This is a genomic window from Alcaligenes sp. LTN-3, from assembly GCF_059735605.1.
In genome coordinates this window covers 305,259-330,937 of sequence record NZ_JCAPDN010000002.1, presented here as the reverse complement: position 1 = coordinate 330,937, position 25,679 = coordinate 305,259, and the positions used below count along the sequence as shown (strand labels likewise).

Here is a 25,679-nt window from a genome sequence, read left to right as displayed (position 1 = left end):
CCTCCGGGAGCCGTTCTTTTTTGGTCATCCAGACGGTGACATCGATCCGGGAAGCGGAAGACAGGGCCTCATCCACCGCCATGGGCCATGCGGGTCGCCTCGTAGGCCTGCATGTGTGCAAGGCTCACCCTCAGCAGCGGCGCATCCAGTCGAGCTTCATGCGCACGACGCAGCATGTCCCCAATGATGTGCTCATGCTCGGTGGGGCCACCACGTTGCAGATCGCGCAGCATCGATGCGGTGCCGGTGGACCCGCGCTCGGACAACGTTGTGAACATGCGGGCATAGGCGTCCTGCGATGGGATGTACCCTGAGGCGGCGGCGGTCGCCACGCATTCGCCAAGCATCTGGCGCACCAGCGCTTCGCCATCTTGTGCCTGCACGATTGCGCCAACGGGCGCGCGCATCAGCGTGGTCATGCCGGCATAGGTCGTGAAGAATACGAACTTCTCCCACATCTCCTGCAGGATGTCCTGGCTCAACACCGGTGCGAAGCCGCCGCGCTCCATCAATCCATGCAGCGCCTGCGCCGCGTCCTGCTGGCTGTGGGTGCGTGCGCCGAGGGCGAGGCGCTGCAGCGTATTGAGATGCTGGATTTCTCCGGCCGGGCCGAGCGCAACACCGATATGGCACAGGCCGCCCAGGACGCGCTCGGCGCCGAAGCGCGCATCCAGGTGATCCAGATGCCGCACCCCATTGAGCAGCGGAACGATGCATGTCGAGGGGCCGATGGCGGGCGCGATGGCGGCCATCGCGCCCTCAAGATCGTAGGCCTTGCAGGCCAGCAGCACGGCATCGACGGAAGGCGGCGCCTCGACGACTGTTTTGACGGGAAGGATTAGGTCGCCCAAAGGGCTCTTGATGACGAGCCCGGTCTCGGCGAGCTGTGCGGCGCGTCTCGGCCGAACCAGAAAACGCACGTCCACGCCGGCCGCGGCCAGACGCCCGCCGAAATAGCCTCCGATCCCACCTGCACCCAGCACCAGAAGACGCATGGCCATGCTCCTGTTTGAATTTGAGAATTTCTACTATAGTAGAAAATCGTGGCGCGATCGATTTCAGCGTCATCAAGACCCCACGCATCCATCCTGACTTGATTGCGGCCCATGCCGAACTCCTCCGCTCCCCGGACCAGGCAGAAAGGTGAGCGCGCCGAAGCGCTCCCAGCCAATCTTCGACGTCTGCGCCTGGAGGCGCAGCTCACCCTCGATCGGCTCGGGGCGTTGTCGGGCGTGAGCCGCGCGATGATCTCCAAGATCGAACGTGGCGCTTCGGTTCCCACTGCCACGGTGCTGGGCAAGCTTGCCGCCGCACTGCAGGTCAGTCTGTCTCAACTCCTGGGGGGATTCCATGCGCGCCAGCCCAGGCTGCATGGCAGGGAGCGCCAGGCGGTCTATCACGACCCCGCTTCCGGCTTTGAACGCCGTTCTCTTTCGCCGCTGTTCGAGGACGGCGCGGTCGATCTGGCCTTCAACGTGTTGCCACCGGGCAAGTCCGTCGAGTTTCCCCCGCACCATGCGGGCGTGGAGGAGTTTCTCGTCGTGCATGAGGGGGCGCTTGCCGTGGTCATCGACGGAAGGCGCTTCGACGTCGCTGCCGGAGATACCTTGTTCTTTCCCTCGGATTGCGTGCATGAGTTTCGCAATGAAGGCGGCGAGCCGGCTGTCTTCTATATCGTGATCAACGATCGGACGCGGCGGTAGGCGGCGAGATCGCATCGGCACGACGACTCGCCGCGGCATGATCCCGACATGCATCCTGGCGACCGCGCGGTTGCCGGCATTGCTTTCGGCAAATCGGGAGCCGACGGATTCGCTTTGTTTGCTGTGACAAAGGGCCGGCGCGGCGATGGTGATGGCTCGTTGTTTCAGGACACCGATCCATGCGCCCATCCCGCCAGCTCTTCCGTATTGCCGGACGCAGCCATCTGATCCGTTTGCCCGGCTTGCTCCTGGCCGCCATCGCCAGCGGCTGCGCGATGACGAACGCCGTGCCACCGACGCCCGTATCCAAAGTCACCGACATCGCGCCCGAAGCCGTGATGGAGTTCGTGCCGGTGACGCGGTATGGCCGCTACACCCTGGTCGAACTCGCGCCCACAGCGGCCCAGCACGACCTGTTGCTGCAGGTGGTGGATGTGGAGATCCCCGGCACGCTGGGCGCCACCGTCGGGGATGCCCTCCGGCACCTCGTTCTGCGTTCCGGCTACCGGCTGTGCGATGAGCAGTCCGCCGATCTGTTGGCCTTGCCGCTGCCGGCGGCTCACTACCGGCTCGGCCCGGTCCTGCTGCGCGATGCGCTCTTGACACTGGCCGGCCCCGTCTGGGATCTGCAGGTCGACGACGGTGAGCGGAAGGTGTGCTTCATCCGCAGCCTCAGGGAGGCTCATACGCCGCACGAGCCCAAGCCACCGGAAATCAACCGTTCGGCGGAGAGCCCTCCGCTGATCCGGGAGGTTTCGCCATGACCATCCGGGACTCAGCGACGGGCCAGCGCACGACGCTGCTGCGGGTCGCGGCCGCAACCTGGTTGTTGCTCGTCAGCGCGGTGGTGCTGGTGGATCACATGGCCTTGTCCGGGCTGGCTGAACAGACCCAGGCCTTCGCGCCCACCGCGCAGGTGTCCCTGCTCGAATCCCGAGTGGATGGCCTATCGCATCGGGTCGAACAACGCCATACTCAGCCCGCCGCCTTGCCGCAGGCGCGCTACGAGCAGGACACCGCGGCGTTGGACCAGCGGCTGGCGGCGATCGAGCTGGCGCAGGCCCAATACGCCGCCACCGATGCGCTGCACGCATTGGAAACCCGCGTCACGCGACTGGAAGCCCGCCCGGGCTCGCGCCAGCCCAAGCTGCCCGCACCACGGCCATCCCAACCTGTGGCGGCCCAACCCAAGCCTGTTGAGCCTTCATTCCGCCTGATCGGAGTGGAACTGCGTGCGGGAGAACACTTCGTGTCGGTGATGCCTGCCGATGGCACCGGTTTGGCCGATGTCCGCCTGCTGCGCGCCGGAGAGTCGGAGGGTGGCTGGCGACTGGACGGGATCGAGCGCGATGGCGCCGTCTTCCGGCAGGGAGACGAGATCCGCAGGCTGCCCATCCCGCCCCGATAAGGAGGCCCACACCGATGGTCCCGCGCCACTTGACCCCGACGTTGCTGGTTGCATTGCTGGCCGCCTCCGCCATGCAGGCGGCGCTCGCGCAGCCCACCGGCGCAACCACCGCGGCCAGGACGGCGCCGAGCCGTGAAGCTCCTGCGGCCATTGCTCGCAGCGACGAACAGCGGGCGCAGGACTGGGGGCTGCGCACGGATGAATGGACGCGCTATCGCGAGTTGATGCAGGGGCCGCTGGGCGTCTACTCGCCCAGCCTCGACCCGCTCACCGCCCTTGGCATCGAAGCACGTTCCGACGAGGAGCGCCGCCGCTACGCGGAATTGCAGGTTCGGGCCGAAGCCCGGCGGGTCGAGAAGACGCTGGCCTACCAGCGTGCCTACGACGCCGCCTGGCAACGGATCGCGCCGGGCATGGCGAGGGTCAACCTACCCGGGGCCAAGCCGACCGGCGCGGGCACCGCCATCGCATCAGGCACCGACCGAACCGCCATCTTCGTGAAGGACGGCTGTACCGCCTGCGACCAGGCCGTGCAGCGGCTGCAGGCGTCGGGCGTCGAGTTCGATGTCTATGTCGTCGGCAGTCGCGCCGACGACGCGCGCATCCGTGAATGGGCACGCCGGGCCCGTATCGACCCGGCGAAAGTGCGCGCCCGGTACATCACTCTCAACCATGACGGTGGCCGCTGGCTGTCCCTCGGCCTGCAGGGCGAACTGCCCGCCGTCGTGCGCCAGGTCGGCGGCCAATGGCAGCGACAGTAGGCCTCGCGCGTCTCCCGCTCCTGCTGCTGGCTTGCTGGGCACTCGGCCAGGCGAAGGCGGGGGAGGTCCCGCCGCCGGCCTACCAGTTCGCGGCACAGCGCGCGGGCATCCCGGCGGAGGTGCTTTACGCCGTGGCCTTGCAGGAGAGTGGCGCCCAGTACCACGGCCGCCTCGTGCCCTGGCCCTGGACGCTCAACGTGGCCGGGGCATCGCGTCGATTCGCCACCCGTACCGAGGCCTGCGCCGGCCTGCACCAGGCATTGCGTGACGTGCCGCGCACCCGCATCGACGCTGGCCTGGGCCAGATCAATTTGGGCTACCAGCGTCACCGCTACGACCACCCCTGCGAACTGCTCGATCCCTATCGGAACCTGGCGCTGGCCGCGCAGATCCTGCGCGAGCAGCACGCGCCTGGCCAGGACTGGCTGATCACGATCGGCCGCTACCACCGTCCCGCTGGTGGCGCACCCGCTGCGCGCTACCGCCAGAGTGTTGGCCGCCACTTGGCCCGCGTACTGGGCGAGCCAGCGCGGGGCTCGGATACCCGGAGAACCCTGCCATGAAGCCTCGAATCTTCCGTCCCGCTACGCGGTGGCTGATCGGCTTGCTGCCGCTCGTGTCCGTGCCAGCCGCTTTCGCACAATCGCCGCCCTTGATCGTCGTCGAGGATCACGGCGGTGCCTCCGCGTTGCCTTACTACCAAGCCCTAGACCTGCAACCGCGCACCGGAAGCAGGTCATCTCCCAGGATCGAGATGCCACGCCTGCCCGAAGGGCCTTCTGGCGAGGCGGCCATGCTGCCGGTGCGTTCGGCCCATTTGGCCCCTGGCGATGTGGCTCCCCGGGCGATCCAGGCGCCGGGGCTCACGCCGATGTTCCTGGTTGGTGATGACCAGCGCTCCCATGCCTGGCTGCGCCAGCGTGCCCCGGCGCTGCGCGAGCTCGGGGCCGTGGGGTTGGTGGTCCAGGTCGAGTCACCGCAGGCACTGGCAGCGCTGCGTTCCCTGGCGCCCGGGCTGATGCTGGCACCGGCGTCCGGGGACGAACTGGCCGAGCGCCTGGGGCTGCGCCACTACCCGGTGCTGGTGACCGCCACCGGCATCGAACAGTGAGAACTGCCCGATGGCCCAGCCGCACGCCGTCGAAGTCCTGCTGCGGCCAGCAGTGGAGCTATACACCGTTGCCGTATGCGCAGGCGCCGCGGTGGTGTGCGTGGTGGCACCGTGGTCGCTCGCGTTGAATCCGGTACTCGGCCTCGGCAGCGCGCTGGCCTTCCTGGCCTTCGGCGCGGTCCGCCTGCGCGACGCCTGGGCCATCCTGCGCTACCGCCGCCACATCCGTCGTCTGCCACGCTACGTGATGACGAGCCGCGACGTGCCAGTGAGCCAGTACCGCCTGTTCGTTGGGCGTGGCTTCCGCTGGGAACAACGACACACCCATCGGCTAACGCAGACCTACAAGCCCGAGTTCCGGCGCTACGCCGAACCGACGACGTTCTACCGCCTGGCGCGCCGCTTGGAGGAGCGGCTGGAGTTCGCGCCGCCGCCGCTGCCTAGGCTGGCGCGGGCATTGGCCTGGGACAACCCGCTCAACCCGGTCCGGCCTTTGCCGCCAGTGGGTGGCATGCCGCGCCTGCATGGCATCGAGCCGCACGAGACCGACGTCACCCTGCCGCTGGGCGAGCGTGTGGGCCACACCCTGGTGCTCGGTACCACGCGCGTGGGCAAGACGCGCCTGGCCGAACTGTTCATCACGCAGGACATCCGCCGCAAGGTCCATGGCGAGCACGAGGTGGTGATCGTCTTCGATCCCAAGGGCGATGCCGACCTGCTCAAGCGCATGTATGTCGAGGCCCGGCGCGCCGGACGCGAAGGCGAGATGTACGTGTTCCACCTGGGCTGGCCCGACATCTCGGCACGCTACAACGCCGTGGGCCGGTTCGGGCGCATCTCGGAAGTCGCCACCCGCATCGCGGGGCAGCTTTCCGGCGAAGGCAACAGCGCCGCGTTCCGAGAGTTCGCCTGGCGCTTCGTCAACATCATCGCGCGCGCCCTGGTGGAACTGGGGCAGCGCCCGGACTACCTGCTGATCCAGCGCCATGTCGTCAACATCGACGCGCTGTTCATCGAGTACGCCCAGCACTTCTTTGCCCGAACCGAGCCCAAGGCCTGGGAGGTGATCGTCCAGCTCGAAGGACGCCTCAACGACAAGACCATCCCGCGCCATATGGTCGGGCGAGAGAAGCGGGTGGTGGCACTGGAGCAGTACCTGTCGCAGACGCGAACCTATGACGCGGTGCTCGACGGCCTGCGCTCCGCGGTGCGCTACGACCGCACTTACTTCGACAAGATCGTCGCTTCGCTGTTGCCGCTACTGGAGAAGCTCACCACCGGCAAGATCGCGCAACTGCTCGCCCCGAACTATTCCGACCTGTCCGACCCGCGCCCGATCTTCGACTGGATGCAAATCATCAGGAAGCGGGCCGTGGTCTATGTGGGGCTGGATGCGCTGTCCGACGCCGAAGTGGCGGCGGCCGTCGGCAACAGCATGTTCAGCGACCTGGTGTCGGTAGCGGGGCACATCTACAAGCACGGCATCGACGACGGCTTGCCTGGAGCATCGGCCAATGCCAAGGTCGCCATCAATGTCCATGCGGACGAGTTCAACGAACTGATGGGCGATGAGTTCATCCCGCTCATCAACAAGGGTGGCGGTGCGGGCATGCAGGTCACGGCCTATACGCAGACGCTCTCGGACATCGAGGCGCGCATCGGCAATCGCGCCAAGGCCGGCCAGGTCATCGGCAACTTCAACAACCTGTTCATGCTGCGGGTGCGCGAGACCGCCACCGCCGAACTGCTGACGCGACAACTGCCGAAGGTGGAGGTCTACACCACCACGCTGGTCAGCGGCGCCACCGACAGTTCCGACATCCACGGCCCGACCGACTTCACGAGCAACGCGCAGGACCGCATCAGCACGTCGAGCGTGCCGCTCATCGAGCCCGCGCACGTAGTCGGCTTGCCCAAGGGGCAATGCTTCGCCCTCATCGAAGGCGGTAACCTGTGGAAGGTCCGCATGCCGTTGCCGGCGCCCGATCCAGACGAAGCCATGCCCCGGGACCTGCAGCAGCTGGCCGGCTACATGCGCCAGCACTACGCCGAGGCGGGCGAATGGTGGGAGGGCAACGGGCTGCCCCGGTTGCACGACGACGACGCGTTGCCAGCGGATCTGGCCGAGGAAGTGCAAGAAGGCACGCTGGATGAAGAGGCGCCATCGTGAAAGAGCCCGCCGCGACCGCCGAGCGACAGCAGGCACGCCAGCGCAGCCTGGTCGCCAGCGTGGTCACACTGCCATGGCGCCTGTTCGGCGTGTTGGTCGCCTCGCTGCTGCTGTCCATCGTCATCGAATGCGTCGGCATGCACCTTTTCTGGCCCGACCAGGGCTGGCGCCACGCGCAGGGCATGCTCGACTACGAACTGAACCAGCTCTCCACCCATTTCACCCGGAGCGCCGTCGTGCAGGAGCCGGGACGCACCGCAAGCTGGCTGGTGGAGGGGGCCTACGAGTGGGTTTTCGTGAAGACGGGCTTGCTGGACTGGATGCGCGACGCCTCGGCGCAGGCCAGCGCACCCAGCCGAGGCGCGCACCGGGACTTCCGCTATTACCTCGCCCAGGTCTATGTCTGGACCGAGCGCTATCTGATTGCCGCCGGCTTCACCGTCCTGACATTCATCGTCCGCCTGCTGGTCCTGGTGCTCACGCTGCCGCTGTTCCTGCTCGCGGCCTTCGTCGGCCTGGTCGATGGACTGGTTCGCCGCGATATCCGCAAGTTCGGCGCCGGGCGGGAATCGGGCTTCGTCTACCACCGGGCGAAGGCGGCCTTGATGCCGCTGGCGGTGCTGCCGTGGGTGACCTACCTGGCGCTGCCGGTGTCATTGCACCCTTTGATGATTCTGCTGCCTGCAGCGTTTCTGCTGGGACTGGCGGTGAACATCGCGGCGGCGAGCTTCAAGAAGTACCTGTGACTAAGCACAACCTAACTGAACGAAGAGAAGTCGAACCAGCGCCTCAATTGCCCTGCACAGACTGCTGAATCTGTGGAGCCACCTCAGATATCAATGGGTAGCGCCTTCCAGACATCCTGCGCCAAAGTTATCAGCAGTCCGTGGCGCTCCTCGATGGTCTTGGCGTTCCACGCAGGAAATGCTTTCAGTTTCTCGTTGATTCTGGAGATGGAGGTGTTCTGGCCAACACTGGTCAGTTCAACCAGACTGCGGGTCAGGTAGTTGCCGCTCTTGCGGTACTCAACCTGCTTCGCCGTGTAGAAGTCGTTGCCCGCGACGATGTTGATGGGCTTCTCCAGCAAGGTCAGGTTGCCCAGCCGGTTCTTGTAGTCGTCGTAGGCCGTTCCCGAGTTCTCGGTGGCCCACTTGCCGCGCAGATCGGCCTCCGGCTTGTTGGGCAGGATGTGCTCGATTTCCAGATTGGTGAACGGCTCCAGACTGCCCGGAGTCTTCAACCCGCTGAAAGCCATCTCGACGTGTTGCGTCAACCGCGCCAGCAAGTAGCGCGTGCGGTACTGCTGCATCGAATGCAGGGTGAAGCGCCGGAGCGCGTCCACCAGCTCCTGCGACTTGCCCGCCATATTCGTGTCGAAGCGGTCGGCGATGAATCCGTTGAACTGCACCTTCTGCTTGACGGGATCGGTCGCGCCAGCAATCGCGCGCAGTTCATCGGCCCATTGGGAAAAGCTGCGCTCCAGATCTTTGGTCGGCGTCTTGGTGAAGATGTAGTAGAAAAGAAAGCTCTCCAACTGCGCCACGAAATGATCGAACAGCGGCTTCGGAAAACTGGCCGCCGCCAGCAGAAGGACGTAGTGCAAGCTGAAAGCGCCGCCCGCCAGTCGTTTGAGGCTGTCCATCGCAAGGCTGGGCTTGCCATCGTTGCCCAGACCGTTTGAAAACGCGAGGTAGTGCTCGACGTTGCGGATAACCTTGCGGACGAATTCGAAGGGCTTTCCCGCGTAGTCGCACAGCGCGGCGTTCTCCTTGTCCACGAACCAGTCGTAGATTTCGTCCTCGCGCACTACGGCGTCGCCACGGTCGTTCTTGATGACGTAGTTCGCCATCAGGAAGTAGCGCAGGAAGCGCAGAGGTTTTTCCTTCTCCTTCTCCAGCGGTTTGGTGATCTTCTTCCACTCGTCCTTGAGCTGAGTGAACTGCGCCTGCTTCACCTGCGTGAACAACAGGTTCTTCAGCAAGTCCATCGGGTTGAGGCCGACGCCGCGCTCGTTGATGGTCTCGAAAATCTTCAGGGCGCTGCTCACGTCCGTGGAAATCTGGATGAACACCACGTTGTTGGCGAGATAGCCCCAATACTTCTTCAGCTTGGCCGCGCTGTCGTAGTTGTCCTTCAGGTAGCGGTGCAGCGTGCTATAGGCACTGATCAAGTTTTCCAGCGAACCGAAGCTGGCGATGCCCGACGATTGAATGCCCGCGCGCACGGCCTGCGGATCGGCGTCCAGCTCCACCAGCTTGGTGATGACCTCGCCTGCATTCTCGTAGCGCGGCTCCAGCTTCAGGCTGGTTCGCGTCTCGCCATCGCTGTCCGTGTAGCTGGTCGAGATCAGACCGCTGACGATCTGCCGCTGCGGTTCACCCTGAAACAGGTGCTTCAGCGCGCACAGCAGCAGGAAGAACGTGGTCAGGCGTTGCTGACCATCGATGACCTCGTAGTGGTTTTTCTGGTCGGTCGGCGACACCAGCACGGTGCCGATGAAGTATTCCCGCGTCGTCCCCGCATCGATCTGCTCATCGATGTCTTCGAGCAACTGATGCACTTCCTTGTCCGTCCAGACGTACTCGCGCTGGTAGTCTGGCACGATGTAGAAGCACTCCCTGAAGGCTTCTTCGATGCTGTATTTGTGGTTCTCGATGCGAGCCATGCGCTTCCTCTGCTTCACCTATCAATGGTCACGCATCACAGATATTCGGCCATCAATCTGAGCACCCTTTTGAATTCATCATCAGCACCTCCCCCTCCACGACGTGTGCCTCCAAGTGTTGCTGTCGTATTTCTTTTGAAAGAGTCATAGCTATAGCCGTAAGCGGCACGGCCAAAGGTTCCATTTTGACCCGCAAGCCAATTTTTTAGATCGTTCTGCAGCTGCCGGTGAGCGGCAACATCAAAGGGAAGAGTTGGATCAGATGCTTTGATAACTGCGGAATACGCAGGAAACGAGGTCAAAAATTCTTGACTAACGCCAACAGCTTGCATGACGTGTCCGCGCGTTCCATCGGATTGACCGATCCCTTTCTGAAGAACACTCCACGCAAGGTGCGAAAAGCGCCCGTAGTCCTTGATTTCGGCCAAACATTTCTTGAAGAACCACTCTTTGGATTTAAGAGCCATAACGATTTCCTTTTTTTGAAGAAGAAAGCCACGTAGTCACGTGGCGTTGCTGTGCGGGGGGCTTTCCAGGCAAAAACTACCCACTCGGGGCGATTTCAATGTATCCGATCAATTCCGCAGAATAGCTGCCGTCGCCGTTCGCGGCTCCCTTGTGCTTCAGCTCACGCTGCAAGGTCGGTTCAACTGCTCTGGCGAACAGATCGATCCGCTGTTCTGGTTGGAAGGTCGGCATGGCTGGCGGTGCTTGCAGGTACTTTTCGCACAGGCGCTCGACCGCCGGAATGCGTGTGCCGTCCTTCTTGACGGCGATGGGCTGCACCACCACGCGGCGTTCGCCCTTGCCAGCGGATGCTTCAACTATCCACAGCGACATCAGCACCGGCTCGTCCACGTCGCTGGATACGGCAATGCCGACTTCCTCCGGCGGTACGCTGCGCCAGCGTCCCAGCTCCTCCTGTACCAACGGGTGATCCAAGCCCATCAGTTGCAGATTGTCCTGATTGGTCGCCGCCTCGCGGCTCAGGGTGAAGCGGGCGCGGCGCGTGCCTTCGACGGCGACGAGGTCGTAGGTCGCATCGTCCACCTTGACCAGCTTCTGCTGGCGATCCGCGACCGCCGCCGAGAGGAAGCGCACCAGTCGATCCAAGCTGGACGACACGTCCGAGAAGGGCTTGTAGTCGTCGAGGCTGAATCCGTCGAGGTCTTGGAACAGGTCGAACACCACCTGCCGCGCCTCGCGGGAGTTCGACAGCGCCGCCTCCAGCTCCACCTGCGTGCGTTTCAGCTCCGGGTCGGACAGCGCCTCCTGGTACAGGCGGTCGTAGTTCAAGCGTTCCGACAACTGCCCAAGAATCTGCGCGCGCAGGTCTTCGGCCGCATTGCCCTGGTCATCCACCTTGCCGACCGTGCGCGCGATCTCGGTGAGCTTTTCGTCCAGCAGCAGGAAAATGCGGCCCTCGATGGTGTCCGACAGCACGAGGTTGTAAACCTGCGCGGTGTCGCGCTGGCCGTAGCGATGGATGCGCCCGATGCGCTGTTCCATGTCCATCGGGTTCCACGGCAGGTCGAAATTGAACAAGACACGCGCAAATTGCAGGTTGATGCCTTCGCGCCCAGCCGCCGTGCAGACCAGTACGCGCGGGCCATCCTTCTGGCGAAAGCGCCGCTCTGCCGCTACCTTCGCGCCGTGGTCGCCGCCGCGCAGCACGGCAACGCCCTGGCCGGGGAAGGTCTGCTCGATCTCGCGGGCGATCATGTCCACCGTACCCAGGTAGGTGGCGAAGATCACGATTTTCTCGTTGGGGTTCTGCCGCCACAGCGTGCCCAAGCCATCCAGCAGCTTCTGCATCTTGGTTTCGCGTTGCGCCGGGAACACGCGCAACAGGTCGCCGATGCGCAGACGTTCCTCCGGCAGATGCAGGTTCACCACCGCCGAGGCGGCTTCTTCCGCGTGCGTGGCCGAATACTCGCTGGCGTAGGGGTCGGAGGCCATCTCCAGCGCTTCTTCATCCAGCTTCTTCACCAGCCGGTACTTCAGGTCGGCCAGCACGCGATCCACCTCGCTGCGCCCGACGCTATCGCGGGGCAGGCCAAATTCCTCGTGGATAAGCTCGCGCGCCTCCTCGGTCAGGCGCTCGCGGCCTTCGATGTCCAGCTCCTTGTCGCGCAGGAAGGCTTCATGCAGCGTCAGCATCAGCAGACGGCGCTTGAGTGTGCGGCGCACGGCGGCGAAGCTCGATGCCGCGATCTTCTGGAAGACCGCCATCAGGAAGCCCAGCGCACGACCCTGATTGCCTTGGCGGCGCGCGAGGTCGAAGCCGTCCTCCAGGTACTCGCGCAGCTTCTCGTAAAACAGCCGTTCGGCCTGGTTCATAACGAAGGATTCGGTGTGAACCCAGCGCCGCGCGAACAACGGCGAGCCATCCGGCTGGCAGGCGTCCGCCTTGGTGCGGCGGAACATCACCGTGTTGAGCCGGTGCCGCTCCTCCAACATCTCCTCGGGGCTGCGGAACAGCGTTGGGTTCAGCAGTTGCGCCAGCATCCAGAACTGGAAGTGATTGCCCTGGTGCGGTGTGGCCGACAGCAGCACGAGGTCACGCGAGTGATCCTTCAGCGCCTCGGCCAGCTTGTAGTTCTCGGTCTTGCGCACCTTGCCGCCGGTCTTGTAGGCCGTGAGGTGATGCGCTTCGTCGAACACCACCAGATCCCAGCGCGGCGCGTCCAGCAGGCGCTTGATGCGCGCCGGGCGCTTCAGGGTGTCGATGCTGGCGATCAGCCGATCATGCTTGGCGAAAGCATTGGTCTTGCGGTCGGTGATGTCGCCTTCGGAACCGAACACCTCGAAGTCGAGGTTGAACACCTCGTTCAGCTCGCGGTGCCAATTGTTCACGAGGCCAGCAGGCACCACCATCAACGCGCGGCTCAGTTCGCCACGGCTGGCCAGTTCGCGCAGGATCAGCGCGGTTTCGATGGTTTTGCCCAAGCCCACCTCGTCGGCGATCAGGTAGCGCCGGGGCGACGCGGTGGCTATACGGTGCGTCAGCACCACCTGATGCGGCAACAGGTCGATCTTGGCCGAGGTCAGCGCCGAGGCGCTTTCCATCACCGGCAGTGCATGGGCTTCATAGGACAGCCACGCCTTGCGCCCGCGATCCGCACTGCCATCCACGGCGCGCAGGATGCGCTCGGTGCGCGTGAGTTCGCGCCGCAACGATGCCACCGGCACGCGGCGTTCACCGACGCCGAAGAACGCGCGCAAATACCCGTCACGCGCTGGGTCGAGCACGACGCCTTGGCCGTACTCGTGGTGGGTGATGCGTTCGCCGGGTTGGAACTGAATCTCTGCCGTCACTCAGCCACCCTCAAGTAATCCGCAGGTGGAATAGGCCAGCAGGCCTGCCGCCGTCGCGCAGCAGAATTTCCTGCGGGTACTCATTGGCTTGACCCCAGAGGATGCGCCCGAAGTCGATTTGGTGACCGTGGGGCGTGTGGCACAGCCAGCTCACCTCATCAGTAGCGGCATTCGCCCCGATACGGTTGTGGCCACCAGGCAGCCAGAACACCAACGCGCCATCGCTGCCCCATTCGTCCTGAAAAGACAGCACCGCAGGTTTGATGGTGTCCGCCAGCCACATTTCGGCATCCGTTGGCATCAGCAGATCGAGGCTGCCATCCAGCCCGGCGACCACTAGTGTTCTGCCGCCATTGCTCGGCAGGTCGTCGGGCCATTGACCTTTGGCGCGCAAAAACTGGCGCAGGCTCCACACCTCACTGGCCACGCAGATCTGGTTGCGGGCCTCTTCGTCCCATACCCAACTGGTGCCGCGCACCTGCCAGACCGAGTCGCGCAATTGCCTCATTGCCCGTACTCCCCATCGTCATCGAACAGCGAAGCCTGTTGGGGCTTCGGAGCCTGGCTGGCTTGCCAGGCGGTGAATATCGTCACTGCGCGGGATGCTGCGTTGCGAGTGGTTTGATCCGGGCCGTTCTTTTGCAGCCACTCCAGCAGTGGCTTGAGCGCGACATGTGGCTTGAAGTTTTCGTTCTTCAGCGTGTCCGAAGCATTGATGCCACTGCCATCCACGCAGGCACCAATCAGCACCAGCGCCTGATCCAGATCAGACGTCAGGCGACGGCGGTGCCTGCCTTGCCATTCACGGGCGAAGTCCAGCGGCGCAGTGCGAGTGAAGACTTTCTTCACCTCGCTGCACCAGCCGCGTTGCACGAAGTCATCCGGCGTGGTGATGCTGCCGCGCAGGAACTTCTGCAACTGGTCGCGCTTTAGCTCGGTGGCCGCGCCGAAGGTGCGCAGGAATTGGCGCGTCATGGGTTCGGCGGTGACCGGCGGCGGTTCCGCGCCCTTGTTGGCATCCTCGTCGATGAGCTGGTTGATGCCGACCAGCGCGTCGCGCACGGAGATGGTGCGGCCTTCATCCACATACACCTTGCCGTAGTGACGCGAGAAGTATTCCAGCGCCTTGCCGCGCCGGATGACCTGAATGTCGGCGGCAGGCAGGCCTTCCTTCGCGTGGTTTTCCAGCATCGCCTGCAACTGGCGAACGTCCGCCATCACCTCGCGGCGCATGCGGCCCCAGCTTACCGGCTTGGGTTCTTCGGTGCGCTTGCGGCAGACGTGGATGATGTCGTACTCGATGGTCTTGGAACCGAACTCGCCTTCGCCTTTGGTCTCATCGGAGCGGATGGGATACGTCGCTTCAAGGTAGTAGCCCGCGTCGAACAGCGATTCCAGCACTGCCACCCACGGTTCATCTTCGCTGTGGTGGAAGGTGAAGGCCAGAATGCCGCTCGGTTTGAGGACGCGGTGCGCTTCGCGCCAGCACTGCGTAAGCAGGCGCTGGTAGAAGCCATCCGGGTCTTCCGGTTCGCGTGCGCGGTTGGCAACCGCCTCCAGCGACTTAGGCGTGTAGTCGGCGCGGAAGTAGTCGGGATATTTGTCCTTCAGCGCGAGGCGCAGCCAGACGTAGAAGAAATCGGACAGCTCTGAGTAATGCAGCAGGCCACCGAAGGGCGGATCGGTGATGACCAGATCGAGGCTGGATGTGGAGACGTGCGCAAGATCGGTGGACGATCCTTGGAACACGCCAACTTCGCCGACAGGATCACCGGGATAGACCTTCTCGCTCTTGCCAGCAATCTGTTCTGCCAATGCAGGAGCCTGACGCTTCAGGGTTTCAAGGCTTACTGCTTCCCAAGGAGCTACAGCCCATTCGCGTCCCTCAACGATGCCCTCGACGCAGGCCGCCCAGTTGCCGCGCCCAAGCGCAGGGAACACACAGTTTTCGACAACAGTGGACTTAGGATGAAAGTTATTGTTAGCAAACTGTGGTTCCAGCTTGTCGCCTTGCACATTCCATAAAGTGAATTGACTCTGATTGCGAAGATATTGCTGGAAGGCGCCAAGCACATACTCGCGTGTTTTCCATTCGTAGCCTCCAACCTCGACAATCGCCTTCAGAAGTTGTGCGTGAACGAGCAACTGACGCGGGTTGAACATCGTCCACCAGTGCGTGAATCCGTGGTTCGGAACGCCGCCTTGCAGGTGGTGGGTCATGAAGCCATAGGCCAGTTCGGAGCGCGGCCAGTAGTCCTTCAGGTCAGCGTCCTTGCGCTCTTCCCATTCCGCAAACGCGCTGTCGTACTGCCGGGCGTGCGCCGCGTCGTAGGCAGCGAAGAAGCGTCCGCTGTAGGGCTTGCCAGCTTCGTCTCGCTTGGGGGCGTAGCCCTGCACCGCGTAGGCCGCCATCGGCCCGGTCTTGCCCGTGGCCTTGATGGTGGTCAGCACATCCTGCACCGTGCCGCAGGCTGAGCAGGCGTAGTTCGACTTCTTCGGCACCGTGCCTTTCTCGGGCGCAAAGGTGACGCCCGTTTCCGGGTCGGTCACTTCATCCGGAAGCGTGCCGCGCACTTCCAACAGGCGAATCTTCGCGGCGCGTGCGGCATCCCAACGCGTGGTCGCCGCCACATCGTCCTGCGCCGAACCACCGTAAGGCTGGCCGTTTGCATCCTGCTTCGCTTCGCCCGCCAGCCATTGCGGATGCACCAACAGGCTCAGCTCCACCTTCTTGTTCTTGCCCTTGCCCAGATTCACCATCGCGGTGTGGCCGCAGTGCGGGCACATCACGCCCTTCTTGCGGTCGAGCACGGAGTACGGCGCTTCGGTGGGGGCGACTACGAGCGGCACATCGGGTGCCATGCGCGCGGCCTCTTCCTCCACGTCGAAGGCTTTGCCGCACTTGCCGCAGGTGTGTGCCCAATGCTTGACGGTGAGCGTCTTCACCGCCATCACCGGGCTGGTCATGATCGGCGTGCGGTGGCCGCAGCCCGTCACCTGACACGGCCCGTGCTTGGCCCAGAAGGTGTAGATGATCTCCGGGCCTTCGTAGCGGTAGTCCTTGCGCTCGTCACGCGGAATGGCGAGCGGGTCGAAGTCGGCCGGCATCGCCTTCTTGCTGGGCAGGTGCGTCCACTTGCCTTTCTCACCCTGCGGGCCATCGCAGTAGTAGTACGGCAGGATCTGCGGCTTGACCTCGGCCTCAATGTCGGCGAGCAGCTTTTTCACCTCCTCCAGATCGACATTGGCGAGTTCCTGCTTGACCACGAACCACGCGACCGGGTTGAGGTCGTTGCCGACCATCTGCATCCCGAGGCGCGAGCCTTCCACCAGCGTGGTGCCGCCGCCCATGAAGATGTCCGCCACCTTCAGGTGCTTGAACGCGCCTTTTTTCTGGTGGTTGGCGTAGTAGTTGTCCCACACCAGCTTGGCCGCGTGCGAAGGGTCGTCCGGCGCTTTGGTGGCCGCCGCGATCAGCATGGAGCGGAACACGCTGGAACGCCGCCGCGCCCACCACTTCGACATCTGGTAGATCGGCTTGCCCGCGTTGCCTTCGATGATCGCCACCTGATTAACCGGCAGGATCGGGAAGTCCACTTCCAGGCAGGTCTTGGGGCGGTTCGGGTCGTTGAAGTCAACCGTTTCGAGCGCGACCGCCTTACCTGCGCCGACGGCTTTGGCGACGGCTTCTTGGAGTCGTTGCTTTTTTGTGGCCATTTAAGGTGTACCCCCAACTGCACCGACAGCGACTTGAGGCTGGAGCCGCGTGCGCAGTTGTTCGTAAATTGGAATCTGGATGCCTTCGGCCACCTCCAGGGTGACAGCCAGACCATAAGGAATGGCGTCGTCGAGACGTGCCGTTGCGTCCTTCTTGCACGCGATGTGCAGCAAGATGTTGTCGCCGTCTTGAAATGCCGCGATTTGGTCTGTGCCTTCAAGCACCTCATGCTGCACCGTTCCACGCAGCACCTGATTGTGATCTCCGTCTTGACGCGCAAGTTTCAGCGGTAAAGCGCCCCAATTACTGGCAGGGGACATTTCCAGCTTGGCCTCGCGGAAATTCCGATGGCCAGGATTGACTGGGCTGAACCATGCCAGGGTCACCACCATGCGACGCCATTCCTGGCTGCTAGACAGGCTTGGCGGTAGCGGCAGGCGATACTCGTGGATTTCGTTCTCACGGATTTCGCCACAGCCCAGTACCGTGCCGCGCTGCTCAGCACACGCCAACACACGGTCGATCTGCACTGCGCCATAGCCAAGGTAGCGCGCCATCACCTCTTTGAATTGGCGTGAGTTATCTCGCGTTTTCAGCGCGGCGGTGATGGCCTTGCAAGCATCATCATCCTGCTTGGCACCATGAACCAGTAGCGCTTTGATGAGTACGGAAATTAGCCTCTGCGGAATGCTGCCTTCGTGTTCCCCGCGCAGCGCATCCAGCACTTCATAAATGCGTGCCGCACTGCGCGTGGCAAGGGCGGTGGCGTTGCTGGTGCCGCGTGTATGGACGGTTTGCGACAAAGCGCCAGCCTGGTTGCTATCCCAGGCGACTTGTTGCCCCGGCGCTGCAAGCCCGCCATCCAGTTGATAGACAGTTTGGCTGTCCAGCACCGGCGTGCGATACAACTGCCGACCACCGGGGAACAGAATTTCCGGCTTGACTGAGCGACGGAAGCCATGCCCAAGCCGTGCGGCAGGGCTGAACAACGATGCGCCGGGCAGCAAATCTGTCCGCTGCCCTTGGTAGTAGTTGCCACCGCTGTCGGCGTGGGTTGCGCCGACCGTGATGGCATTGATGGATTCTGCCGGGGACAGGATGCGCCGCCTGGATAATTGGGCCTGAATGCACTTGAGCACATGCTCCACCTTTTGGGGGTCGGTCAAAGCCAGGTAGTCCGTTCCAGACAATGCAATGTCGATGGCGTCGGGATAGTTACCGGCGCTGACGCAGAAAAGTACGCGGTATTTCCACGACAGCCAATCCAGCAGTCTTGCCCAAGGGCTGGGTGTATGGATGAAGGGGCGTGCGGGGTCGCCGATGGAGAGGTTGATGACGCAGACGCTGGGGGCCTGTGCAGGCACCGCGCCTTCGCCCTCAAACATCCGCCGAACTGCGCGCGCGATGCGATCCTCAAAAAATACCTCGTCGGGGACGTGCTCGATTCTGTTTCTCGGATCAGAGAGGGGATCTGGCTGCATAATGGGCAGCACGTACACCAGACGTGGCAAAGGCTCTGCTTGGTTGTCAGCCATATCGCCATGCACCACCAAAGATGCCATGGCTGTACCGTGCTTTCGTTCGCCCGGTTGATACTGCGCAGAAAGATTGTCCGGATCGTCCAGCAGCAAACGGCCCTTCAGTGCCTGATGCTGCACATTGGGCACGCCGTCGAGAATGGCCGCGATGGGAGGAAAGCTAACGACCCCTTCGGCTATTTCTGTATCGACGCCTTCACCATCTTCCGTGACGGCAAGGCTTTGCCCGGTTGGGCGGAAATACATGACGCCATGAAATTTGAAGAGCTGTATGTCGGTGTCGTGGCTCTGGGATTCCAGGTCGTTCAAAAGCTGCTGGATGCGCTCTGCAGGCAATTCAGCCTTCACCGCATGAAAGGCGATTTCCGGCATGTCGATGAAACCGCCCAGGGCTTTACCGCCCGCAGCTTGCAGAAGGGTGGCGACGTTGCGTTCGTTCTGTCTGCGCTTGTCTTCTGATCGGCGATAGAACAACTCGATCTGAAATCGAATCTTTTTCGCTGGATCAATAGGGTTCAGTAAATCCTGCCAGCGATCCAGCATGCCTGTCTCGCGCAGCGCCTCTCCAATTCCCCAGCGGCGGATTTGTACGGTCTGGTTGAACACATCGCGCCATTTGGTTTTGCCGTTTGGCAGCGTTTTGTTGTCCCGCCACTTCTCCCACAGCGAGAGAAGTTCCCGCATTCCTGCTTCGTTGCCGAGCGAGAGGAACATGCGTCCTTTGACGGCCTTGTTCGTGCGTTCCCCTTTAGTGTTGCGCTCGAAAAAATCCTCATCGGGCGGAATGTCGTCAATATCCCATTCGCCCATCCACTCCAGGCCAATGGCTTCGACAGCCTGCCGAAACTCGTTGACGCTACCTGCAATTTCGATCACCAAGACCGTTTCAGGCTCAAAGCCAGCCACGGAGCCGCTGACGCTGGCTTTGTAGCGATCAAAGTCTTGTTGCAGCGTGGTCAGTTGCGCGCCCAGGCGCGTCACCTGCTTTCCATGTCCGGGAACATGGGGTTGGCCGATTACGATAGGCCGTCCTTTGGGCGGTGGGATGGTTCTCGCTTGCGGAAACATCAGAAGAGGGAGAGAGGTTGCCATCAGCGGTTCGTCCCCTCTTCAGTCACATCGCCAGCGGCTTCTGTGCGCTTTTTTTCGGCTGGCTTCAGGCGGCCTTTCCACTGTTCCAGCTTCAGCTTGGTAATTTGTTGGGCGTTTTCCGTTTTCATGTCGAGTACGGCACGACGAACGACACCCAAACAAAATTCTTCGACCTCTGCAAAATTCAGCCCCAGCAGGTGCTTCGCCAACGTTTCGGGTTCATAGCCGAATTTCACGCCGCATCGCTCGCCAATGGAGGCGATGTATTGCGTCAGTTGCTCACGGGTTGGAGTCGCCAGCTCAATGCGCAACTGAAAGCGCCGCCAGACGGCCTTATCCAAAAGCTCGGGGTGGTTGCTGGCTGCAACGACTACTACGTAGTCAGGCATTTCATCCAGTTGCATCAGCAAAGAGCTGACGACGCGCTTTATTTCTCCCGTTTCATGGGTATCGCCGCGCTCCTTGCCCAGCGTTTCAAATTCGTCGAAGAACAGAACGCAACGCTGTGTTCTGGCGTAGTCCATCACGTTCTTCAACCGGCTGGAAGTTTCACCCAAATAGCTGCCAACCAAGGTTTCGTAGCGAATGACAATTAGCGGATACATCAGCTCGAATGCCAGCGCCTCCGCCAAGGTGGTTTTCCCATTACCTGGTGGTCCAGCGAGCAGGACACGGTTTCTGGCGCGCAAGTTGTGGGAGTGCAGCAACTCCGCCCGATGCTGTTCCTCCACCAATTCTTGTATCTGTGCCTTGATCTTTTCTGGCAATACGAGGCTTTGCAGGTCTCGCTCAGGTGTAATCTCATAGAACAGGTCTTTGTGCGGGCTGTTGCCCACGGCCTTGCCCGCCGGCGGGCGTGCGGCCTGAATAGCGCTGGGGTGCAATGCCTTCGCGAGCCGCTCCGCAAGCAGTCGGTGCCCCTTCTGCTTCTCCTCTTGGATCAGCGCTTCAGCCGCTTTGCGAAAGGCAAGCTGATCCCCGCTAGTCGCGGTTTTGATCAGATCAACTAATAAATCAGCTTGCGCCATTAGCCCATGCTCCGAAAAATGTGCCCAAACACGCTCATTTGCCTATCTCAATCCATGGCGACAGAACTTCCAGCAGCGACAAGCCGCCATGCGTGAGCGTCGGGTAGCCGCCTTGGCTGCGCCACTTCCTGCGGCCCAAGGCCAACAGGGGTGCGCCGTGGGGGCTGTTGATCTGCAATGCCACGGGCGGCACGAAGGGGCCGCAGTCGTTTTGTGTGAGGCCAGCACCTGCCTTGTTGCGCCCGCTTGAAAAGGTCTGCTTGAGGAACTGGCCGACCTCGCCATCGGCATCAGGGAAGTAGCCGGTGGCCGCGTAGCCGTGGTCGGAGGTGATGACCAGCCGCCGCCCGGTAGCGAGACGCTCGACGAAGCTCCAGAAGTCGTCGCTGCTCAGTTGCTCGGCAACGTCCTTGGTCAGCGGTTCCAGCCCCTGACCTTGGCCTGCAATGTCGTGCAACTTGGCGTCGGGCCAGTGGTGCCAGAAGATCTGGTTCGGCACGCTGCCGATCAGGGCTTCACAGTCCTTCCACGGCAAGTCCACGGTTTCTGTGTTAGCGGCTTGCAGCTTGTGCGCGAGGCCGCCACCGTTGTTCTGGAGCCTGCTGCGGCTACTGAAGCCGAGCGCGCGGGCAAACTCGTCGGTTTCGCCGGGCAGTTCGGAGGCGCAGGCAGCGACCTCGTGCGTGGTGAAGCCGCGCTCTTTCGCGCCCTGCAACAGCCACGGCAGCTCGCGCAGGGAAAGGCCATCGAGAATCAGCACCGCCTTGGCGCTGAAGGGCTCGGCCCACCAGCGCACCAAGCGATCCGAGGTGCGCTCCACGCTGTCGCCGAAGGCTTGCCACAAATCCCAGCCGCTGGAGGCGAGGAACAAATCCAGTGCACCGATCTCGCGGTCGCGCTTGACGACCTCGCTGAGTGCGTTGCCTGCGGCCAGCGGCTTGCTGGCAATTTCGACTGCGTGGCCGACGATGACGCGCCAAGCATCGGTGTCGGAGTCTTGGGTCAGTGCCTGCAAGGCGCTGGCGGTCAGTGCCATCAGTCGTCCTCCTTCTCAAGGTTCAGCTCGAAGGTCATGCCTTCGGGCAGCTTCTTGAGCAGTTCCTTGAGCTGTGCGCCGGTGGCGGCAGACACCTTGATGGACACCTCCGCGACCTTGGTGGCCGGGCCGATGCCCCAACCCTCGATCTTGCCGATCAGGTTCAGCGGCGATGTGGCCGGGTTCGATAGCGCCGTACGCGGCTTGGTGGTGCCGCCGTCGACGCCGAAGATGCCGCCCGGCGTGGACCCCGGTGTAGGTGCGGGCGAACCACCTGGTGTGGGAACGGGCACGCCCGGCGTGGGAGCAGCACTACCTTGCGTAACACCACTCGGCGACGGCGCAGGCGGTGTAGAGCCACCCGTTGCGGGTACAGCCGAGGGCAGCATCACGAACACGTCGTCGAGGTGGCGACCCGTGAGCGAAAGCTTGGGGCGCAGACGCCGCCACGCGGTGTCCTCGTCCTCGCCAGGATTCGTTTGCAGGTACTCCATGCCGCGCACATTGATGGCGACCTTGCCTTTGGCGCACAGGCGCAGCAGGCGCTCCTTCATCGAAGTTTCGCCCAGCCACGGGATGCAGTCCTGCCCAGCCGGTCGCGGCTCTTGCAGTTCGCGCAGCAGCTTACCGACCGATTCGTTGTTGTTGGCGAATTCGAGCACCAGCTCCTCAAAGTCCTCCGGCACGAACAGGTCGCTGGTCAGCGCCTCCTCGATGGCCTCGGGAATCTGCGAACCCTGTTTGTCCAGACGTTCGACGCTGAATTTGCATTGCGCGGGGTCGCCGAAATTCCAGCGATGCAGCACGGCGAAACGGTCGAACCGCTTCTTGAGGTTGTCGCGCAGCGTGTTCTCGAATTCCTTGTGCAGCTTCTTGTATTCGGGGTTCTGGCTGCTCCACTCCTGCGCCTTCATTTCGGCGCGGGCGAGGATGAGCAGGTCACGATCCATGAAGGAGTTGGTACTGCCCGAGCGCGGCAGCAGGAAGCGCACGGTGTTGCGACGCTTCTGCAATTGGTCTTTGAGCCAGCGGCCCAGCGTGGCGTCGAGCTTTTCCGGTTCTTCTGGCAGTACAAGGATGGGCAGGCGGTCGTCCCATTTGTCGGGTTGCTCGGCTTCATCGAGCGACGTCCACGGATCGTTGCTCCACGACTTCGGCAGGGCGATCACGCGGAAGGTCTTGGCAACTTCATCGCTGCCGCCGATGACATAGCGCACTTGTCGGGCGAGCTGCGCCTGATCCGCGCCATCGGCGAACAGCTTGTCGTTGCGGGCGTAGGCCATCAGCTTGGCACGCGGGTTCTCCTCCTCGCGAAACAGCAGCTTGGTTCCTTCTTGATGGATGTTGAAGCTGTTCTCGACAATGGTTGCCAACTCGACTTGGAAGGCGTTGTCGTCTACCGGCTTGTCACGGGTGATGTCCAGTTGCAGCGTCGCAGGCTCGGCTCCGGCGAGGTTGCCGACGGCAATCGAGCGCAGCCACAGCGCGCCGATGATTTCTTGCAGGTGTGGCGCGATGCTGGCGTGGTCGTGCCGCGCCTCCTGCACCGAGATGATGTTCTGTTGTGCCTTTTCGCGCAGCGTGCGGTGATGCTGGTTGGCGACCGCTTCGAGCAGCGCGCCGATGCCCGAGGTGTCATCATCCAGCCGGAAGTCGGCGGCAGTGAGTACCGGTACGGCCTCGCCACGGCTCTTGTAGAGGTTGGCGAGGATGCGAATCAGGTCGCGCGTTTCCTGTGCGTCGGTGGCGATGAGTACCTGTTCTTCGAGCAGGCGCAGCAGGTGCGGCGCGTAGGGCCACGATTCGATGAATTCCCGGCGCTTGCGTTCCTGTTCGGCGGGCGGCACGTCGAGCAGGCGAAAGGACTCGGCGACGTGTTGCGCGACCAGCGATTCGATGGTGCCGCTGGCGATCTGCAAGCGGTTGTCGAACAGACGGTGCAGCAGCATCCGGCGGCGATCCTGCTGGATGCGCTCAGCGCTGCCGCCCGCCTTGAAGTCGATAGCGACCGGGTTAACGCGATGCACCTGCTGATAGGCGTCGCTACCGCCGTTGCGCACCGAGATCACCAGCACCAACAGGTCGGGCCGCTCCTTGGCGATCTCCGAAAGAATCTGGATGAAATTGAATGCCCAGTTCTTCCACGGATACTGCTTGGTGTTGGTCAGGCCGTCGTACCACGTCTGGAACTCGTCCAGCAGCAACATCGTCGGCTTGTTCTCCAGCAGCTCAACGATGAGTTTATCGGACGGGATTTCCGTCTTGGATGCACCTTGACCTTCCCACTTGCCCTTGATGTAGGTGCCGTAGGGATGGTTCTCGAACAGCACATCCCACAGAAACTTGTAGCGATGGCGATGCAGGCTTTCGCCGATGACGTGCATCCCTTCGCGCAGCGCGATCTTGCCGACGTTGGGATCGGCCAGTGTGGTCGCCCACGCAGTGAGCCATGCGCTCGTCGATGCAGGATCGGTGACGGCGTGAAAGAGCGCGGCCATCAAGTGCGATTTGCCGAGGCCACGTTCGCCGATCACGACCACGGGGCGGCCTTGACTGGGGCCGACGGCCTCGATCCCTTTCAGCAGGTCGTGCGTGGGGTAAGTGATCTCTAGGAATTGCTTGGCTGCAATCTGGGTCGCGCCCGTGTGCTGGTCGTTGGACAGCTCGATAGCGGTGCCCCTGAGGCGCTTGCCCCGGAATTCTTCTCGTAGCGTCAGTCCAAGCATTACTTGCGCTCCCCCTTGTGCAGTTTCTCCTGCGTTGTAGGTTCTAGATGGCCCGTCGATTGCTGCTTGATCCAGACCTCAATGTCCGTGCGCAGGAACCGCCAAGTGCCTCCGACCTTAAAAGCCGGAATTCTTCCCTCCGCTGCCAAGCGATAAACCGTTCGCTTGCCTGCTTTCAGGTAGTTGGCCAGCTCGTCAATGGTCAGGATTTCATCGGGATCGGTTGGCATCGCACAGCAGCCCAGGGAAGCGTTGATTCGCATATTTTGCCACTGATTTACCTTGTTTTGGGAGTTTTTGGCAATCTTGGCAAGTTCTTGCGGTTGCTGCTAAGCCGGTGACGCGCATCTATGCGGTAGCGCCACAGTACCTTTTCTTAGGTGCAGCCGAGACAGCTACCGAACAGCATCTGGCCATCCGCATTCATGGGAATGGCTCGATGGCGCAACCCAACCGTTACACGCTCGCATGGCCGCTGCTGGCCATGTTGCTTGCGGCCGGGCAACCCGCCAGCGCGTCAGACGATGCCATCGAACGCGAGCAGCTTGCGGCCTTGGTTCGCCAGATCGACCTGATTGACCACCAGGCCGAGTACGCCGTCCTTACCGCTCAGCAGCAGCGCGCCCGCTACCACTTCGACCATGCCCGCCTGCGCGAGGATCTTCAGCGCGTCCGGGCGGGCATCCAGGACTACCTGACGCCGCCGCGCGCCCAGCCGCGCGATACGGTCGAGTTGTCCGGTGACTACCGCCAGTCCAGCCCGCCCTCCGACCAGGAGGCACCCCAATGAACGCCGCCCAGGTCAGTGCCTTCCAGGCCAATGGCGGCTTCGCCCCAGCCGCCGTTGCCACGGTGGTGCTCGGCCTGGTGTTCGCCGTCCTGCTCCTGTGGGGGGTGTGGGCCATGCGTACCGCCTACACCGGGTGGGCCGAGCAGCGCCTGTCCCAGCGCCAGTTCCTGGGCGTCGTCGTGCGATTCGTCGCGATGTACCTGGTGCTGACCTATTTCCTCCTGTCCTGACCACCACGAAAGGCCCTACCGCCATGAAGACCCATCCGATTCCCCATCGCGTTGCCACCACCATCCTCGCGCCGCTGGCACTGATGGGCTTGCCGTTGGCGGCCCGGGCGCAGGGCCTGCCGACCATCGAGGACCCGTCGCGCGGCCAGGGCAGCGGCATCATGCAGACGCTGCAGAACTACGGCTATGACATCGTGCTGCTGATCGCGCTCCTCGTGGTCGCCTCGATGTTCGTCGGCGTGTGCTACCACGCCTATACGCGCTACTCGGAAATCCATACCGGTCGCGCCACCTGGGGCCAGTTCGGTCTCACCGTGGCCGTGGGTGCGATCCTGCTGGTGGTCGGCATCTGGCTGCTGACCAAGGCCACTGGCGTGCTCTGAGC

General features: G+C 62.8%; 22 protein-coding genes. 11 read left to right on the top strand and 11 right to left on the bottom strand.

Features of this window, described 5'->3' with window-relative positions:
• Positions 1–68: 68 nt before the first annotated feature.
• Positions 69–995, bottom strand: coding sequence for a ketopantoate reductase family protein (locus AC6I6N_RS09820; RefSeq protein WP_497943472.1), 927 nt, complete (start codon positions 993–995; stop codon positions 69–71).
• Between the two features lie 111 nt (positions 996–1,106).
• On the opposite strand from AC6I6N_RS09820, the gene AC6I6N_RS09815 reads away from it, so the two are divergent.
• The 8 genes from AC6I6N_RS09815 (at position 1,107) to AC6I6N_RS09780 (ending at position 7,899) form a co-directional block, all read left to right on the top strand.
• Complete coding sequence (locus AC6I6N_RS09815) at positions 1,107–1,703, top strand: helix-turn-helix domain-containing protein (RefSeq protein WP_497943471.1); 597 nt, start codon at positions 1,107–1,109, stop codon at positions 1,701–1,703.
• A 179-nt stretch (positions 1,704–1,882) separates the two neighbouring features.
• Complete coding sequence (pilL2, locus tag AC6I6N_RS09810) at positions 1,883–2,467, top strand: PFGI-1 class ICE element type IV pilus protein PilL2 (RefSeq protein ID WP_320524261.1); 585 nt, start codon at positions 1,883–1,885, stop codon at positions 2,465–2,467.
• Entirely contained in the window at positions 2,464–3,111 is a 648-nt protein-coding gene (locus AC6I6N_RS09805) for a hypothetical protein (protein WP_279870453.1), read from the top strand. The genes pilL2 and AC6I6N_RS09805 overlap by 4 nt, the downstream gene beginning before the upstream one ends.
• 71 nt (positions 3,112–3,182) lie before the next feature.
• A complete protein-coding gene (locus tag AC6I6N_RS09800) occupies positions 3,183–3,872 on the top strand; it encodes a TIGR03759 family integrating conjugative element protein (protein WP_407722247.1) in 690 nt (229 codons plus the stop codon).
• Positions 3,857–4,435: a lysozyme family protein gene (locus tag AC6I6N_RS09795; RefSeq protein WP_151181684.1), complete on the top strand. Its 579-nt coding sequence runs from the start codon at positions 3,857–3,859 to the stop codon at positions 4,433–4,435. The genes AC6I6N_RS09800 and AC6I6N_RS09795 overlap by 16 nt, the downstream gene beginning before the upstream one ends.
• On the top strand, positions 4,432–4,983 hold the full coding sequence (locus tag AC6I6N_RS09790; RefSeq protein ID WP_279870451.1) for an integrating conjugative element protein: 552 nt from the start codon (positions 4,432–4,434) through the stop codon (positions 4,981–4,983). The genes AC6I6N_RS09795 and AC6I6N_RS09790 overlap by 4 nt, the downstream gene beginning before the upstream one ends.
• Before the next feature lie 10 nt (positions 4,984–4,993).
• Positions 4,994–7,153 (top strand): type IV conjugative transfer system coupling protein TraD, encoded by a 2,160-nt coding sequence (gene traD / locus AC6I6N_RS09785; protein WP_497943470.1) that lies wholly within the window; start codon positions 4,994–4,996, stop codon positions 7,151–7,153.
• Entirely contained in the window at positions 7,150–7,899 is a 750-nt protein-coding gene (locus AC6I6N_RS09780; RefSeq protein ID WP_034036927.1) for a TIGR03747 family integrating conjugative element membrane protein, read from the top strand. The genes traD and AC6I6N_RS09780 overlap by 4 nt, the downstream gene beginning before the upstream one ends.
• A gap of 83 nt (positions 7,900–7,982) precedes the next feature.
• Here AC6I6N_RS09780 and AC6I6N_RS09775 read toward each other — a convergent pair whose 3' ends face one another.
• The 10 genes from AC6I6N_RS09775 to mads1 all read right to left on the bottom strand — a co-directional run bounded on the left by AC6I6N_RS09775 (position 7,983) and on the right by mads1 (position 24,537).
• Positions 7,983–9,818 carry a DUF262 domain-containing protein gene (locus tag AC6I6N_RS09775; RefSeq protein WP_034036928.1) on the bottom strand — a complete coding sequence of 612 codons (1,836 nt, stop codon included), beginning with the start codon at positions 9,816–9,818 and terminating at the stop codon, positions 7,983–7,985.
• 35 nt (positions 9,819–9,853) lie between these two features.
• Entirely contained in the window at positions 9,854–10,285 is a 432-nt protein-coding gene (locus AC6I6N_RS09770; protein ID WP_153576318.1) for a hypothetical protein, read from the bottom strand.
• Positions 10,286–10,361: 76 nt separating this feature from the next.
• Entirely contained in the window at positions 10,362–13,136 is a 2,775-nt protein-coding gene (locus AC6I6N_RS09765) for a DEAD/DEAH box helicase (protein ID WP_034036929.1), read from the bottom strand.
• A 10-nt stretch (positions 13,137–13,146) separates the two neighbouring features.
• Positions 13,147–13,644 carry a hypothetical protein gene (locus tag AC6I6N_RS09760; protein WP_034036930.1) on the bottom strand — a complete coding sequence of 166 codons (498 nt, stop codon included), beginning with the start codon at positions 13,642–13,644 and terminating at the stop codon, positions 13,147–13,149.
• The gene (locus tag AC6I6N_RS09755; RefSeq protein ID WP_213152847.1) at positions 13,641–16,853 is read right to left on the bottom strand and encodes a DUF1156 domain-containing protein; all 3,213 of its coding nucleotides are present in this window, start codon (positions 16,851–16,853) and stop codon (positions 13,641–13,643) included. The genes AC6I6N_RS09760 and AC6I6N_RS09755 overlap by 4 nt, the downstream gene beginning before the upstream one ends.
• Positions 16,854–19,484 carry a S8 family peptidase gene (locus AC6I6N_RS09750; protein ID WP_034036932.1) on the bottom strand — a complete coding sequence of 877 codons (2,631 nt, stop codon included), beginning with the start codon at positions 19,482–19,484 and terminating at the stop codon, positions 16,854–16,856.
• The gene (locus AC6I6N_RS09745) at positions 19,484–20,512 is read right to left on the bottom strand and encodes an AAA family ATPase (protein ID WP_034036934.1); all 1,029 of its coding nucleotides are present in this window, start codon (positions 20,510–20,512) and stop codon (positions 19,484–19,486) included. Before AC6I6N_RS09745 ends, AC6I6N_RS09750 begins: the two co-directional genes overlap by 1 nt.
• Before the next feature lie 34 nt (positions 20,513–20,546).
• Positions 20,547–21,548: a hypothetical protein gene (locus AC6I6N_RS09740; RefSeq protein WP_034036935.1), complete on the bottom strand. Its 1,002-nt coding sequence runs from the start codon at positions 21,546–21,548 to the stop codon at positions 20,547–20,549.
• Complete coding sequence (locus AC6I6N_RS09735; RefSeq protein ID WP_249364538.1) at positions 21,548–24,274, bottom strand: DUF499 family protein; 2,727 nt, start codon at positions 24,272–24,274, stop codon at positions 21,548–21,550. The genes AC6I6N_RS09740 and AC6I6N_RS09735 overlap by 1 nt, the downstream gene beginning before the upstream one ends.
• Entirely contained in the window at positions 24,274–24,537 is a 264-nt protein-coding gene (gene mads1, locus AC6I6N_RS09730; protein ID WP_034036938.1) for a methylation-associated defense system helix-turn-helix domain-containing protein MAD1, read from the bottom strand. Before mads1 ends, AC6I6N_RS09735 begins: the two co-directional genes overlap by 1 nt.
• Positions 24,538–24,713: 176 nt before the next feature.
• Between mads1 and AC6I6N_RS09725 the strand changes: the two genes are divergently transcribed.
• The 3 genes from AC6I6N_RS09725 to AC6I6N_RS09715 all read left to right on the top strand — a co-directional run bounded on the left by AC6I6N_RS09725 (position 24,714) and on the right by AC6I6N_RS09715 (position 25,677).
• The gene (locus AC6I6N_RS09725) at positions 24,714–25,064 is read left to right on the top strand and encodes an integrative conjugative element protein, RAQPRD family (RefSeq protein ID WP_497943469.1); all 351 of its coding nucleotides are present in this window, start codon (positions 24,714–24,716) and stop codon (positions 25,062–25,064) included.
• The gene (locus tag AC6I6N_RS09720; RefSeq protein WP_009463356.1) at positions 25,061–25,294 is read left to right on the top strand and encodes a TIGR03758 family integrating conjugative element protein; all 234 of its coding nucleotides are present in this window, start codon (positions 25,061–25,063) and stop codon (positions 25,292–25,294) included. Before AC6I6N_RS09725 ends, AC6I6N_RS09720 begins: the two co-directional genes overlap by 4 nt.
• Positions 25,295–25,377: 83 nt before the next feature.
• On the top strand, positions 25,378–25,677 hold the full coding sequence (locus AC6I6N_RS09715; RefSeq protein WP_437340646.1) for a TIGR03745 family integrating conjugative element membrane protein: 300 nt from the start codon (positions 25,378–25,380) through the stop codon (positions 25,675–25,677).
• Positions 25,678–25,679: the final 2 nt, after the last annotated feature.

What these genes read in the sequence shown, in the direction of transcription:
- AC6I6N_RS09820 (WP_497943472.1), bottom strand. Translation starts at nt 995, where the DNA reads ATGCGTCTTCTGGTGCTGGGTGCAGGTGGGATCGGAGGCTATTTCGGC.
- AC6I6N_RS09815 (WP_497943471.1), top strand. Translation starts at nt 1,107, where the DNA reads ATGCCGAACTCCTCCGCTCCCCGGACCAGGCAGAAAGGTGAGCGCGCC.
- pilL2 (WP_320524261.1), top strand. Translation starts at nt 1,883, where the DNA reads ATGCGCCCATCCCGCCAGCTCTTCCGTATTGCCGGACGCAGCCATCTG.
- AC6I6N_RS09805 (WP_279870453.1), top strand. Translation starts at nt 2,464, where the DNA reads ATGACCATCCGGGACTCAGCGACGGGCCAGCGCACGACGCTGCTGCGG.
- AC6I6N_RS09800 (WP_407722247.1), top strand. Translation starts at nt 3,183, where the DNA reads ATGCAGGCGGCGCTCGCGCAGCCCACCGGCGCAACCACCGCGGCCAGG.
- AC6I6N_RS09795 (WP_151181684.1), top strand. Translation starts at nt 3,857, where the DNA reads ATGGCAGCGACAGTAGGCCTCGCGCGTCTCCCGCTCCTGCTGCTGGCT.
- AC6I6N_RS09790 (WP_279870451.1), top strand. Translation starts at nt 4,432, where the DNA reads ATGAAGCCTCGAATCTTCCGTCCCGCTACGCGGTGGCTGATCGGCTTG.
- traD (WP_497943470.1), top strand. Translation starts at nt 4,994, where the DNA reads ATGGCCCAGCCGCACGCCGTCGAAGTCCTGCTGCGGCCAGCAGTGGAG.
- AC6I6N_RS09775 (WP_034036928.1), bottom strand. Translation starts at nt 9,818, where the DNA reads ATGGCTCGCATCGAGAACCACAAATACAGCATCGAAGAAGCCTTCAGG.
- AC6I6N_RS09770 (WP_153576318.1), bottom strand. Translation starts at nt 10,285, where the DNA reads ATGGCTCTTAAATCCAAAGAGTGGTTCTTCAAGAAATGTTTGGCCGAA.
- AC6I6N_RS09760 (WP_034036930.1), bottom strand. Translation starts at nt 13,644, where the DNA reads ATGAGGCAATTGCGCGACTCGGTCTGGCAGGTGCGCGGCACCAGTTGG.
- AC6I6N_RS09755 (WP_213152847.1), bottom strand. Translation starts at nt 16,853, where the DNA reads ATGGCCACAAAAAAGCAACGACTCCAAGAAGCCGTCGCCAAAGCCGTC.
- AC6I6N_RS09750 (WP_034036932.1), bottom strand. Translation starts at nt 19,484, where the DNA reads ATGGCAACCTCTCTCCCTCTTCTGATGTTTCCGCAAGCGAGAACCATC.
- AC6I6N_RS09745 (WP_034036934.1), bottom strand. Translation starts at nt 20,512, where the DNA reads ATGGCGCAAGCTGATTTATTAGTTGATCTGATCAAAACCGCGACTAGC.
- AC6I6N_RS09740 (WP_034036935.1), bottom strand. Translation starts at nt 21,548, where the DNA reads ATGGCACTGACCGCCAGCGCCTTGCAGGCACTGACCCAAGACTCCGAC.
- AC6I6N_RS09735 (WP_249364538.1), bottom strand. Translation starts at nt 24,274, where the DNA reads ATGCTTGGACTGACGCTACGAGAAGAATTCCGGGGCAAGCGCCTCAGG.
- mads1 (WP_034036938.1), bottom strand. Translation starts at nt 24,537, where the DNA reads ATGCGAATCAACGCTTCCCTGGGCTGCTGTGCGATGCCAACCGATCCC.
- AC6I6N_RS09725 (WP_497943469.1), top strand. Translation starts at nt 24,714, where the DNA reads ATGGCGCAACCCAACCGTTACACGCTCGCATGGCCGCTGCTGGCCATG.
- AC6I6N_RS09720 (WP_009463356.1), top strand. Translation starts at nt 25,061, where the DNA reads ATGAACGCCGCCCAGGTCAGTGCCTTCCAGGCCAATGGCGGCTTCGCC.
- AC6I6N_RS09715 (WP_437340646.1), top strand. Translation starts at nt 25,378, where the DNA reads ATGGGCTTGCCGTTGGCGGCCCGGGCGCAGGGCCTGCCGACCATCGAG.